Below are 13,133 nucleotides of genomic sequence, written 5' to 3' on the forward strand. Positions count from 1 at the left end.
GCAAAATAAGGATTTCAATTTTGAAATCCTTATTTGTTTTTAAAGGAGCAGGAAATCAAATGATCGTTAACCATTCCTGTAGCCTGCATGTGAGCATAGACCACTGTCGAGCCCATAAATTTAAATCCTTTCTTTTTTAGGTCTTTGGAAAGTGCGTCTGAAATTTCCGTAGTAGCGGGTACCTCACTAAGCGTTTTTGGAAAATTCACGATGGGCTTTCCGTCCACAAAAGACCATAGGTATGAAGAAAAACTTCCATACTCTTTTTGAACCTGCATGAAGCATTTGGCATTGTGGATCGTCGCTAAAATTTTTAGACGATTTCTAACGATCCCAGCATCTTGCATCAGCTGCTCTACCTTCTGCTCCTTGTACTGAGCAATTTTTTGATAATCAAAAAAATCAAATGCCTTGCGGAAATTCTCACGCTTGGAGAGAATGGTATACCAACTTAGTCCTGCTTGAAAACTCTCTAAGGTTAGAAACTCAAAAAGCTTCTCGTCGTCTCTTACAGGTATTCCCCATTCGTTATCGTGATAATCACGGTAAAGTTGATCTTTTTCACACCAAGCACATCTCTCTTTGTTCATTTTTTGTCATTGTTGTCCGATTTTAAGCGGTCTTAAATAAGTAATTGCTCCTGATAAGCATCCTTTACACCCACAGGAATTCCATTTTTATCAATACCCATTACCCCACTTCTCAGAAATCAATAAAGCTACTACTTCTTTTTCTCGTTCGCGCATTACTATTAGTTTGAACTCAGTGTGCTAGTTTTCATTCATTTATTGTTAAGAATGGAGTTAAAACAAAATTAAGGATTATTTAGGTTAGATGAGACAAAAGATACATTCTGCACCAATTAATACTAGACGCAAGCCAAGAAAACATTAAAATATTATTGAATACTTTTTGCAATTGTAGCGTTGCTGATAATTTTGAGATTCGTATTTAAATTGGTTTTTTGTTGAACTGCTATCCAAATTCTTTTAATAATAATATCCATTTAGAAAGCAATTCAGTTGTGTGTATCCGTTGAATCAGAATTTTGTATCGCTTTGGTTTGTAAATCAGCAATGCATTTTTCTCTGATCTTCCAAATTGTATTTAAATCAAAACGAGGATGATTTATAAGCCATTTTCTTAAAAATTTTTGATGGAGCTCAATTTTATATTGATTTACTTGATCAAATTCAATTATGAATTCTTCCACTACTTTATTTTCGAAATCTGAATATTTCGAATTTGGTTTTGTGAAGTCAAAATATTGATTTTCTATTTTCAAATAGGTGTGGGCTTCTGGAATATATGCTAATTGATTTTGACATAATGTATTCTCTATTTGTGGCGCGTAATGTTTATCCATTTTAAATATTCCGACAATGAGCTTTATCTCAAAATGGTTATTTTCAACCGCTAATTTTCGTAAAGTTGAATGTTTTGTACTGCAGGTACCCGATTGATCTTTGAAAACGCATAAAACATCTTCTTTGTTTGAATTACGTTTGTATCGCATTTGTGAAATATATCGACAAGCTTCTTCAAAAGTTGAAATTCCTAGGTCTAAGAATGCTTTGGATACCTCACCTTTATTTTTTATTTCGAAATTCATTTGTCTATATATTTTAAATTTATTTAAATACGTATAGGGGTGTGTAATCTTACCTATTTCACCTCGATTTCATCTATTTAGAGACCAAATAAACCACAGTTCAAGTATAGCCCAATTTTATATTAAAGTGTTTTAATCAATTTACGTATTAATTCTCGATTGGACATACGAACTCCAAATTTTTTTGACAGGCATGACCATTTACTAAGTGCGGAATTTGTTTGCTCAGTAACCGTCCGCCAATGAGAATGATTTTTAATTATTGAGACCTCAATTTACATAATTTCCACTTCCAATCGGTTTAACATAATATTAACAATCTCAGGAATACTTCTTGCAAATCTATAACTACCAAATAACAATTAAATACATTATATTATGGACAGACAAGATTATAACAAAGCAGAAAACGCAGTGAACAAAGCAAAATGGACCGTAAACGATTATGCGGACAGAGCTAAAGATTACATTCGCGAACAGAAAGAAAGAAATGCAGAGCCTACTCAGGAAGGATGGATGGAAAGAGCAAAAGAAAATGTTTCTGATGCTTGGGAAGACACGAAAGACGCAGTAAGCAATGCTTGGGATCAAACCAAAGACTGGGCCGATAAAACATGGGAAAACACCAAGGATGCGGCAAAAGATGCAACCGACAACGCGAAAGATGCAACGGAGGATGCAAAAGCTGAATTTAATAAGAGAACGAACTAAGTCTCTATTTCATTAAATACCTTTATAGGTATCCTTGGATTGAATGGGGAACTTCACTACTGTGAAGTTCCCCATTTTGTAATAAAATACTTTAAACCAATTTATTAACCAATCGTTTGCTTTTAAATCTAGTCAAATACAAATTCTTTACTATACCTTAATGAGAACCGGTAACTCAAAATTTGGTTGATTATTGCTCTAATTTAATTTCGAAATAACAAACATCAGCATTTTCATAATGGGATGGTAAATTTGAAAAAACTTCTAGCTTTTTAATACCCAAGAAATCAAATCCACAGTTTTGATAGTGCTGTATCAACTTGTGGTTTTCCCCACAAGTGTCCATCCGGATAAATTTCTTATCTGTTGCAAATTCTTTAGCCCAATCCACGATAATTTTCACATAATTGTTGCCTCTAAAATTCGGGTTCGTGGCTATTCTATGAATGTAAAGTGAAGATACTCCATCGTCCTGTTTCCAAATTTCTGGATCGCTGTATGTGATTGCCCAAACACAGGCAATCTCATCATCAATCATTAACTTGAATTGTCTGTTCTCTGCAATTTCGTCTTCTATTAATTTTCTATCAAATTCTGGCCATTGGTTTTCGGGAAACCTTTCTTTTTGAAATTCGGTGGCCAATTTATAAAGTCTAAAAATTTCAGATATATCTTTTTCGGTACTATTTGCAATATTCATTATTTATAATTTGATTGATCGCATTATTCTATTATCCTAGTCATCTAGCGTCAGTTCTTCCATCGCGAAGCTAAAGTGCTCCAAGTTTGTCGATAAATTCCTGGATTTTCTCCTCAGGCGTGGCCCAAGAGGTAATCAAACGAATGGCATATCTATCCTCAGATATTTTCTTCCAATGATAAAATTCATAATCTTGTTCTAGTTTCTCTATCTCATTTATTTTCAGAATAGGAAACAGTTGATTTGTATAGGTATCACTTAAAAAAGTATAGCCTTTCGACGTAAATGCTTTTTTGAGTGTCATGGCCATTTGGTTGGAGTGAGAAGCAAGTTCAAAAAAGAGCCCGTCTTTAAAGAGTTCAAGAAATTGAACGCCCAAAGCCCGACCTTTCGCGAGCAAAGCTCCTCTTTGCTTTAGAATAAAACCAAAGTTTTTCTGAATCTCTGGGTTTACAAGGACAATGGCCTCTCCCATCAAAGCTCCATTTTTTGTACCTCCAATATAGAAAGCATCACAGAGGCTAGCGAGGTCGCTAAACTCCAAATCATTCGGTTCTGCCGTTAAAGCCTGACCAAGCCTTGCGCCGTCCATAAAGAGATAGAGATTCTTCTTTTGACAGAATTCGTAAAGCGCGGTCAATTCCTTTTTTGAATAGAGAGTACCCAGTTCTGTCGAATTGGAAATGTACACCAATTTAGGTTGGACTTGATGTGGCAAGTTGGTATGCATTTCTAGCAATTCTTCAATCGCTTGACAGGAAATTTTCCCTTCCGGACTTTCTATGCCATGAACTTTATGTCCGGAGGCTTCTATTGCACCCGCTTCATTTGTGAATATATGTCCCGTTTGTGCACTGATGACACTTTCATAGGGACGAAGTGCCGCTGCAATCACAAGTAAATTCGCCTGAGTTCCGCCCGAGGTAAAATAAATCTCAGCAGACTCCCTCTTTAACTTGTCTTTAATAATTTGTTTCGCCTCAGTGCTGTACTGATCGAGTCCGTATCCGGGTTCTTGGGTAAGGTTGGTCTCCAGTAATTTTTGTAGTATTCTTGGATGGACCCCTTCGGAATAATCGTTTTTGAAGGAATACTTCATTTGTTTTGCATTATTTACAGGGTGCGAGCCTCTCGCGAATGTAAAAGTAACAATAACTTTGTCATTTAGAAAATTAAATGTTCTTATCTTTGTTCGAATTGAATCAAAAAACTATGAAAAAATTCTCGGACCGTCTTGAGCGCTTGAGCTATTCTCAAACCTTTGTGATGTCAAATAAAGCGCGCGAAATGAAAGCAAGCGGCATCGATGTTATCAGTCTTACCCTTGGAGAACCTGATTTTGATGTTCCTCAAAACATAAAAAAAGCGGCCCAAGAGGCCATTGATCAAAACTTCTCCCACTACTCTCCTGTTCCCGGATTTCTAGATCTAAGAGAAGCGATTTGTGAAAAACTTAAAAGGGACAACGAGCTTGATTTTAAACCAAGCCAAATTTGCGTATCCAACGGGGCCAAGCAGGCTATTGTCAATGTATTGGGAGCCCTATTAAACGACGGGGATGAGGTTATCCTTCCCGTTCCCTACTGGGTAAGTTACGATGAGATGGTTAAGTTAATGGGCGGGAAATCCGTTTTTATTAAAACCTCTTATGTGAATGATTTTAAAATGACGGCAGAGCAGCTAGAAGAGGCCATCACACCGAACACAAAAGTACTGCTCTACAGTTCCCCATGCAATCCTTCAGGAAGTTACTATACGTATGATGAGCTTAAAGCTTTAGCGAAAGTAATTGAAAAGCACCCTCATTTGGTGGTCATTTCCGATGAAATTTATGAATACATCAATTACGAAACCACACACAAATCCATTGCCGTGTTCCCCGAAATTAAGGACCAAGTGGTCGTGATCAATGGAATGTCAAAGGGATACGCCATGACGGGCTGGAGACTTGGATACTCGGCTGCACCGCAATGGCTTGCTGGCGCACTTGATAAAATCCAAGGGCAAATGACAAGCGGAGCGAACACGGTAGCACAAAGAGCGGCAATTACAGCGCTAAAAACGAATCCCAAAGAGTATCACTATATGATTGAGGCCTTTAAATCTCGTCGAGATTTGGTCTACGATCGAATGAAATCCATACCTGGCTTTAAAGTATTGCTGCCTAAATCCGCATTTTACTTTTATCCAGATATTTCTTTTTATCTCGGCAAAACTCTTAATGGAACCCAAATTAACGATGCGGACGATTTTGCCATGTTCCTTCTTGAAAATGCGCATGTAGGATGCGTGGGAGGAGTCTCTTTTGGTAGCCCGGAATGTGTGCGATTTTCCTATGCGGCCTCCGAAAATGATCTCAAAAAGGCCATGGATCGAATTTCTACCACTTTAGAAAATGCAGAAATACGCTAACAAAATAAAGCGGCTTCCTTTTGGGAAGCCGCCTTACTAGATTTTAATCTAATGTTGGTTGTTCTTATTTTTTCTTTTGTCGTTTGATTTCTTATAATAGGAATTGTTTTTCTTATAATTTCCTTTCTTGTAAGAATTCTTCTTCTGACCGTAGTACACGGATTGTCTCTTCTTTACTTGACCTGGCGCATAATCTTTTGCGTTACCTCCGTATATTTTCTTGGCTTGTCCTGGTGGAAGTCTTCTCGCGTTATAAGACTGAGCACGACGTATAATTCCCGGACGCCCGTATACGTTTCCACGTTCGATTACGCGTCCATCGCGGTATATGTTTCCATTCCGGTCTCTATAAACATCCCCTTGTCTATAAACCGTTCCTTCAGGAGTTCTATACACTCCTCCATTTCCGTAGGTACCAGAAGGATATCGGTTGCCTCCATAATAAGGATCCATTGCACCACAAGAAGCCACACTTACAGCAAGTGCACCGCCTAAAACTATTTTCAGTATTGTATTCATTTTGTTATTTGTTTAGCATTAACAATATTTAAATCTCAATCATTGTGCCAAACCCGAAATAGATAGACAAAAGCGTTATAATAAAACCGTACTTCTACGCTCTAGAAGGGAAACATCCCTCCATGTTTCCTCTAATTTCGCAATCTTTCTTCTTGTACCCACAAGTCTAAAACCTGCTTTTTGGTGCATTCGGATGGAGGCCTCGTTCTCAGGAAATATGCTCGACTGCAGGGTCCAGAATTGATGCTCTTCACTTGCCAGCGCCAATTGACGAAGTAGGATTGTTCCTAAGCCTTTGCCTTGAAACAAAGAATCTACATAGACACTCACTTCTGCCACGCCACTATAACAGGCGCGGGTACTAATGGGTTTGAGCGCAGCCCAACCAATGATCTTGCCCTCATCCCCTTGCAAAACAAGTCTTGCAACTCGATGGTAACTCATATCCCAACTCTCCCAGGAAGGAGCCTGCGTTTCAAAGCTTGCCAGATGGGTATCAAGGCCCTGTTGAAAAATCTCAAGGATTCTTTGCCCGTCACTGGGCTGCATTTCGCGTATGGTAAAATTCATGTACTTTTTCTTTTGAACGTGTTAAAGTCCTTGATGGACTCTAACGAAAATAGAAAAAAATCCACACTTTGCGGTATGGATTTTTTATTTCTTTTAATTAGCGTCTGTATGTAATTTGCCTATCGGTTTGCAATCAAAACTTGCACAGGCATACGAAATACAGTAAGATTGGGATCTGATTTTAAATCTTCCATTTTTACTTTATAGTGTAATTGTGAAAGCACGGTTTCCAATTCTTTTTTCACAAATTTGCAATCGCTTTTCGCATTAACATGGGTGATTTTTCCTTGCTCAGACAATACAAATGAAAGTTCTGAATTAACCAATCCTTGCTGCATCTCAGGGTTTGTAAAATCAAAATGCGTTACAATTAGGTTTCGAAGTTGATTAAATCCATCGTTATTGGATAATTCCACGGTCGCGATTTCGTTATTTGATTTTTCTGTTTGGGCATTAGCCACTGAGAACAGTGCACTTAACGCAAAAACACCAAAGGATAAAACCTTGATTTTAAGACTATTGTATTTTTTCATTGTGTTGTATTTTTTATTTGTTAACATTGCGTTCACATTAGCGTAATACAAATGTAACAAATAAATACAAACAACTGTCAAACAATTAGTTAAAAATTACAAAAAAATCAACAATTCAATGCTAATCGATTCCAGCACTCCAAATCCCTTAAATAAATTCTTTTTGTGCACTTAAAGCTCCTCTTTCAAGAAGCGACCCGTAACCGATTTTTTGTTCTTCACAATTTCTTCCGGCGTACCTTTGGCCACAATGGTTCCACCACGCTTGCCTCCCTCTGGCCCAACATCAATAATGTAATCAGCTAATTTGATTACGTCCATATTGTGTTCAATGATAATAAAGGAATTGCCCAAATCCACAAGCCTTGCGACGGTATCCATCAAAATGCGAATATCTTCGAAATGAAGTCCGGTTGTGGGTTCATCTAAAATATAAAGGGTGCTTCCGGTTTGTTTTTTGGAAAGTTCGGTTGCTAATTTAATTCGTTGGGCTTCACCTCCTGAAAGAGTGGTAGACTGCTGTCCTAAGGTAATGTAGCCAAGTCCCACATCATGCAAAGTCTTGACTCTGCTGTAGATCTTAGGAATGGGCTGAAAGAACTCAACAGCCTCATCAATAGTCATTTCAAGAACATCGGAGATGGACTTACCTTTGTAACGTACCTCGAGAGTTTCCCGGTTAAAGCGTTTACCATTGCAGGTTTCACAGTGCACATACACATCGGGGAGAAAGTTCATTTCAATCACTTTAAGTCCTCCCCCTTGGCACGTTTCACAGCGTCCTCCCTTGACGTTAAAGGAGAATCTTCCCGGCTTATAGCCTCGAATTTTACTCTCTGGCAATTCTGAGAACAGCGTACGAATGTCTGAAAACATTCCAGTATACGTGGCGGGATTGCTTCGTGGGGTTCGTCCAATTGGAGTTTGATCCACATCGACAATTTTATCAATATGCTCAATGCCTGTAAACTTCTTATAAGGCAGAGGCTCTTGAAGGCTTCGATAGAAATGCTTATTTAAAATAGGATAGAGAGTTCCGTTGATAAGGGAAGATTTTCCACTTCCTGAAATCCCCGTGACCACCACAAGTTGTCCTAAAGGGATGTCTACATTTACATTTTTCAGATTGTTTCCACTCGCTCCCTTGAGACTTAAGGTCTTCCCATTGCCTTTTCTTCGCTCAGTGGGAACCTCAATTTTGCGCTTTCCACTTAGATAATCAGAGGTGATTGTATGGGCAGAGGTTAGATCCTTCGGATCTCCCTGCCATAGCACTTCGCCACCGTGCTTCCCTGCTCGAGGTCCAATATCAAGCACGTGATCCGCCTCTAGAATCATGTCCTTATCATGTTCTACCACCAAAACCGAGTTTCCTAAATCCCGCAAGTTTTTAAGTGAGGCGATAAGTCTTTCGTTGTCCCTTTGGTGAAGCCCAATACTAGGTTCGTCCAATATATACAAGACATTGACAAGCTGAGAGCCAATTTGAGTTGCGAGTCGAATCCTCTGGCTTTCTCCACCGGAGAGGGTTCGAGAACTTCTATTAAGGCTTAAATAATCAAGTCCTACATCCAGTAGAAATTGCAAACGAGTTTTGATTTCTTTTAAGATTTCGGATGCAATGAGTGTATGGGTTTTAGAAAACTTCCCGTCCAGTTGGCTCAGCCACTCTTTGAGTTCGGCCAGCGGCATTGCACTCACTTGCGCGATATTTAACTCATCAATTTTAAAGCTTAAACTTTCCGTTTGCAGACGAGCACCGTGGCAGCTTGGACACACATCTTCTGTCGTAAAATGCCTTTCTAATAGGACTGCGTCATAATTTTCTTTGTTTGCAATGAGATCCTCCATGTAAGGAATTAACCCCTCAAAATTAACTTTTATCTTCTTCGAGATCCCAGCGTATTTTAGATCTTTATTGAATTCTTTATGGAGTCCATTGTAAAGGTAGTCCAATGCCTCAGCGGAGATTTCCGAAAAAGGTGTATTTAGGTCTTGTCCAAAAATCTCAAGAATCGATTTTATTTGGCCCATTAGCCATTTGTTGTTTTTGATATCCTCTAGTGGGCGAAGGGCACCTCGGCTAATGGATAATTTCGGATTCTCAACAAAATATTCTTTGTTTATTTTCTTCACACTCCCAAGTCCCTTGCAAACAGGACAACTCCCTTTTGGGGAATTGAAGGAAAATGTATTGGGTTCTGGAAGCGCTAAGGAAAGACCTGAATCGTCATCCATTAATTTCTTCGAGAAATAATGAATTTCCGTTTCGTGGAGTTTTTGAATACCGATCACTCCCTCTCCCATTTCCATAGCGGTTCTTAGCGAACTTTCCATTCGGCTTTCCGTCGCATTCTCCCCGATAATCCATCGGTCTACAACAATGTCTATATCATGCGTTTTGTAGCGATCTAATTTTAGATCGTACTCGATGTCCTGCAACTCGCCATCAATCCTAGCTTGTCCATATCCTTTCTTCGCCATTTGTACGAACAACTCATGGTAATGCCCTTTTCGGGAGCGAATTACAGGAGCCAATAGAAGTACTTTCTCTCCTTGGTAATTAGACTTGATCACCTCTAAAATTTGCTCTTCTGTATAGCTTACCAGCTTTTTGCCCGAACTTTGGGAATAAGCCTCAGAGACGCGAGCGAAAAGAAGGCGAAGGAAATCGTATAATTCGGTAACCGTTCCTACGGTGGATCTTGGGTTTTTGTTAGTGGTTTTTTGTTCAATGGCAATGACGGGAGAGAGCCCTTCAATTTTATCTACGTCAGGACGTTCTAATCCTCCTAGAAACTGCCTTGCATACGCAGAAAAAGTTTCAATGTATCGTCTTTGACCTTCCGCAAAAATGGTATCAAAAGCGAGAGAGGATTTTCCACTACCTGAGAGTCCTGTAATTACGACCAATTGATTGCGCGGAATGCGCACATCAATATTCTTTAAGTTATGCTCTCGTGCGCCGTATATTTCTATATATTCGATTTCTTCGTTCATTATTTTAGGACTTTGACTATCAGAATCAAAATCGTACAAAATTACGAAATTTAACGCGATAAGCCGTCATAGAGAATGGAAAACCCACACGTGTTTACCCTTGGGTTTTCGGAATGTCGCCTGGTCAAATCGCAATCCAACACGGTCTTAGAGCTCCCTTTTCCACTCATTTAGAAGGGCGAAAGAAAAAGAAAAGCAAAAGGTGTGTAACCTTTTGGTCATCTTGAACGTATATATAAGTAGAGCCCTATAAATACCGGGCAAAAGTTTACATGAGACAGTTAAAAATTACAAAGCAGGTTACCAACCGTGAGACGGCGTCCTTAGACAAGTATCTTCAGGAGATTGGTAAAGTGGAACTAATTACGGCAGACGAAGAAGTTGAACTTGCACAGAAGATTCGTGCAGGAGACCGCATAGCCCTTGAAAAACTAATTAAAGCAAATTTACGTTTTGTGGTTTCCGTTTCGAAACAATACCAGAACCAAGGACTTTCCCTCCCCGATTTAATCAACGAAGGAAACTTAGGATTAATGAAAGCGGCCAAACGGTACGACGAAACAAGAGGATTTAAATTCATTTCTTACGCCGTATGGTGGATTCGTCAAAGTATTTTACAAGCGTTAGCAGAGCAATCTAGAATTGTGAGATTGCCTTTAAATAAAATTGGGTCCATCAACAAAATCAACAAAGCCTACGCACATCTAGAACAAGAGAACGAAAGACCTCCTTCCCCAGAAGAGTTGGCAGAAGTTCTCGACATGAGCGAGGATGACATTAAAGAATCCATGAAAAACAGTGGACGTCACCTCTCTATGGATGCGCCTTTGGTGGAAGGGGAAGACAGTAACCTGTACGATGTACTTCGTTCCGGTGAATCTCCAAGTCCAGACAAAGATTTGATGCTAGAATCTCTTCAAATTGAAATTGAAAGAGCCCTTCAGACGCTAACGCCAAGAGAGGCCGATCTAGTAAGACTTTACTTTGGACTTAACGGTAAGCATCCTATGACCTTAGAGGAAATCGGAGAAACCTTTGACCTTACAAGAGAAAGAGTACGTCAGATCAAAGAGAAAGCGATCAAACGTCTTAAGCACAATACAAGAAGTAAAATCCTTAAATCCTATTTAGGGAAATAGGACTCTATCCTTTTTGAATAAACCCTTCTAAGAAAGGGTTTGAACCTAATAACAAAGCCACTCGATGAGTGGCTTTGTTTTGTTTGGGCACTTATTTTTCTTTGCTTACGAGTTCTTTTCGAACTCGGCTTAAACTCTCTGGAGTGATTCCTAGGTAAGAAGCTACCATCCACTGGGGGGCTCGTTGCATTAAATTAGGATACATCTTAAGGAAATTCAAATACCGCTGCGAAGCCGTGTCTGACAATAGAGAATTGATTCGGTTTTGAAGGGAACGAATATGCTTTTGCAGAAGAAGATCATTGTTGACAATGGTCCCTGGAAACTGCATGCTTAGGTTTGAGAAAAAGTCTGAACTTAAAAAAAGAATCTCACTGTCTTCAACCGCCTCAATGTAATAGTTGGATTTTTCATTAAAATAGAGGGAACTGCGGTCACTCATTAGCCATTTTTCAGGCGCAAATTGGATAATGTGTTCTTTGCCATTGGGGTCAATCGAATACATTCGAAGAAGTCCCTTTTCTACAAAATAGGTACTCTGGCAAATTTCCCCAGCCCTTAAAAGAAACTCTCCCTTCTTTATGTGCTGAAGGGTATAATAGGCACCGCAAATACCGATGGCTTCCATGGGTATCTCTAAAACATCAGAAAGATAGTGTTCAATATTTTCCATCGTCTAAAACTAGACCAAAGATAATGAAATTGCTTGGTGTGAACTATTTTCTGTGCACACTCCGTTCTCAATTACGAGGAGCTGTGGGCTTTGATGAATAATTTTTAGGTCACTTGCAATTTGGTTGGAAAGCTGTCGGTATTGAAGTAAGTCTAGATAATAGAAATCCAGTTCCTTGTCCTGTTCTTCCATCTCGCGTTGAAAATTTTTTAAAACCATTTTACTTACGTGGCACGCCGTTGAGTGTTTAAACACCACTACTTTCTTCTGCTTCGAAGCCTCTAGCACAGCCTTCCAGTCGGCTTCGTTTCTCAAGGCGATCCATCGTGCATCCAGTTCAAAAGAAGGGTTTGAACCCGAGCTAAACAAATTAAAAAGACTCATATCCCAAACTATTTTTTTTATTAGTTAAACAGCGACAGTCCCTCACAACCCATTTGATATTTATATTATCTACTTATGGCTAACCGCTATTTCTATGGAAGCAAGAATCAAGTAAATATCAATAATAGAGCAATTGAATTCGCCGATTTCCTTTTATTGCAAATTCGTTGCCACTCAGTCCGACAGAATGTATTATTTTTCTCTTGGACTGATTTTCTTTGAAATTTAGCGATTTAAAAGAAAGCCAATTGATTGTTGCAACCTAATTGGCACCTTTGAAAAATAGTGGATTCAAAAGCCAAATAAATTACCAGCCTTCTTTGTCTTTGAGAGCGTGCAACTGCGCTAAATGATGCTCACAATGCCATGCATAGTAAGCAAGACTTTCTCTAAGTGTGAAAGAACGATCGTATTCCGAGTGGTAGAATGTACGTTTCAGTTCCTTGTTGGTCAGAGCTTTAATTTCAAAAACCCAGCGTTTGTGAAGTCCTTTAAGAATAAGCATCGAGGGCTTGATATCGATCGAAAAACTATCTTGCAATTCTGCCCATGCGCTTTCTTTGTACGTTTTAATCGTGGGATTGTCTTCCGTAAGGGCTAATTTAAAGCGCAAATAGCTATTCATATGACTATCGGCCAAATGATTAATCAATTGGCGTGCTGTCCACCCTCCTTCACGGTAGGGCGTATCGAGCTGCTCCGTGGTCCACCCCTCGACCAGATTTTTCAATTTCGGATAAAAATCTTTTAGTGTGCGTAGGTGTTTGTCTACGTCTACGTCCGTGATCTTTTCACTTTGTTTGTATTCTCCTATCGGATATCGAATGTCCATTTTATCTTTCATAAATTTGTACAAGCGACAATTTGTCTTGTCTTTTGC

General features: G+C 39.1%; 14 protein-coding genes. 3 read left to right on the forward strand and 11 right to left on the reverse strand.

What is annotated here, in order from left to right; genetic code table 11:
* Positions 1–29: 29 nt before the first annotated feature.
* Both ACX3PZ_RS08940 and ACX3PZ_RS08945 read right to left on the reverse strand, forming a co-directional pair.
* The gene (locus ACX3PZ_RS08940; RefSeq protein WP_459084067.1) at positions 30–590 is read right to left on the reverse strand and encodes a DNA-3-methyladenine glycosylase I; all 561 of its coding nucleotides are present in this window, start codon (positions 588–590) and stop codon (positions 30–32) included.
* 428 nt (positions 591–1,018) lie between these two features.
* Positions 1,019–1,612, reverse strand: a complete 594-nt coding sequence (locus tag ACX3PZ_RS08945; RefSeq protein ID WP_459112593.1) for a hypothetical protein — start codon at positions 1,610–1,612, stop codon at positions 1,019–1,021.
* 378 nt (positions 1,613–1,990) lie between these two features.
* Here ACX3PZ_RS08945 and ACX3PZ_RS08950 point away from each other — a divergent pair, with 378 nt between their 5' ends.
* The gene (locus tag ACX3PZ_RS08950; RefSeq protein WP_459112594.1) at positions 1,991–2,323 is read left to right on the forward strand and encodes a hypothetical protein; all 333 of its coding nucleotides are present in this window, start codon (positions 1,991–1,993) and stop codon (positions 2,321–2,323) included.
* A 190-nt stretch (positions 2,324–2,513) separates the two neighbouring features.
* Here ACX3PZ_RS08950 and ACX3PZ_RS08955 read toward each other — a convergent pair whose 3' ends face one another.
* Both ACX3PZ_RS08955 and ACX3PZ_RS08960 read right to left on the reverse strand, forming a co-directional pair.
* Positions 2,514–3,023 carry a GNAT family N-acetyltransferase gene (locus ACX3PZ_RS08955; RefSeq protein WP_459112595.1) on the reverse strand — a complete coding sequence of 170 codons (510 nt, stop codon included), beginning with the start codon at positions 3,021–3,023 and terminating at the stop codon, positions 2,514–2,516.
* Between the two features lie 70 nt (positions 3,024–3,093).
* Positions 3,094–4,122 (reverse strand): threonine aldolase family protein, encoded by a 1,029-nt coding sequence (locus tag ACX3PZ_RS08960; RefSeq protein WP_459112596.1) that lies wholly within the window; start codon positions 4,120–4,122, stop codon positions 3,094–3,096.
* 113 nt (positions 4,123–4,235) lie between these two features.
* Between ACX3PZ_RS08960 and ACX3PZ_RS08965 the strand changes: the two genes are divergently transcribed.
* Entirely contained in the window at positions 4,236–5,435 is a 1,200-nt protein-coding gene (locus ACX3PZ_RS08965; protein ID WP_459112597.1) for a pyridoxal phosphate-dependent aminotransferase, read from the forward strand.
* Between the two features lie 48 nt (positions 5,436–5,483).
* Here the strand turns inward: ACX3PZ_RS08965 and ACX3PZ_RS08970 are convergent, their stop codons facing one another.
* The 4 genes from ACX3PZ_RS08970 to uvrA all read right to left on the reverse strand — a co-directional run bounded on the left by ACX3PZ_RS08970 (position 5,484) and on the right by uvrA (position 10,057).
* A complete protein-coding gene (locus ACX3PZ_RS08970; RefSeq protein WP_459112598.1) occupies positions 5,484–5,954 on the reverse strand; it encodes a hypothetical protein in 471 nt (156 codons plus the stop codon).
* 75 nt (positions 5,955–6,029) lie between these two features.
* A complete protein-coding gene (locus ACX3PZ_RS08975) occupies positions 6,030–6,524 on the reverse strand; it encodes a GNAT family N-acetyltransferase (protein ID WP_459112599.1) in 495 nt (164 codons plus the stop codon).
* Positions 6,525–6,643: 119 nt separating this feature from the next.
* Positions 6,644–7,057 carry a hypothetical protein gene (locus tag ACX3PZ_RS08980; protein WP_459084076.1) on the reverse strand — a complete coding sequence of 138 codons (414 nt, stop codon included), beginning with the start codon at positions 7,055–7,057 and terminating at the stop codon, positions 6,644–6,646.
* A gap of 171 nt (positions 7,058–7,228) precedes the next feature.
* Complete coding sequence (uvrA, locus tag ACX3PZ_RS08985; protein WP_459084077.1) at positions 7,229–10,057, reverse strand: excinuclease ABC subunit UvrA; 2,829 nt, start codon at positions 10,055–10,057, stop codon at positions 7,229–7,231.
* Positions 10,058–10,329: 272 nt separating this feature from the next.
* Here uvrA and ACX3PZ_RS08990 point away from each other — a divergent pair, with 272 nt between their 5' ends.
* Positions 10,330–11,196 carry a sigma-70 family RNA polymerase sigma factor gene (locus tag ACX3PZ_RS08990; RefSeq protein WP_459084078.1) on the forward strand — a complete coding sequence of 289 codons (867 nt, stop codon included), beginning with the start codon at positions 10,330–10,332 and terminating at the stop codon, positions 11,194–11,196.
* A gap of 91 nt (positions 11,197–11,287) precedes the next feature.
* Here ACX3PZ_RS08990 and ACX3PZ_RS08995 read toward each other — a convergent pair whose 3' ends face one another.
* The 3 genes from ACX3PZ_RS08995 to ACX3PZ_RS09005 all read right to left on the reverse strand — a co-directional run bounded on the left by ACX3PZ_RS08995 (position 11,288) and on the right by ACX3PZ_RS09005 (position 13,097).
* Entirely contained in the window at positions 11,288–11,869 is a 582-nt protein-coding gene (locus tag ACX3PZ_RS08995; protein WP_459084079.1) for a Crp/Fnr family transcriptional regulator, read from the reverse strand.
* Positions 11,870–11,878: 9 nt separating this feature from the next.
* Positions 11,879–12,253 carry a bacillithiol system redox-active protein YtxJ gene (ytxJ, locus tag ACX3PZ_RS09000; RefSeq protein ID WP_459084080.1) on the reverse strand — a complete coding sequence of 125 codons (375 nt, stop codon included), beginning with the start codon at positions 12,251–12,253 and terminating at the stop codon, positions 11,879–11,881.
* Positions 12,254–12,560: 307 nt separating this feature from the next.
* Positions 12,561–13,097: a YfiT family bacillithiol transferase gene (locus ACX3PZ_RS09005; RefSeq protein ID WP_459084081.1), complete on the reverse strand. Its 537-nt coding sequence runs from the start codon at positions 13,095–13,097 to the stop codon at positions 12,561–12,563.
* Positions 13,098–13,133: the final 36 nt, after the last annotated feature.

The sequence above is a fragment of the Chryseobacterium sp. A321 genome, from assembly GCF_054489265.1.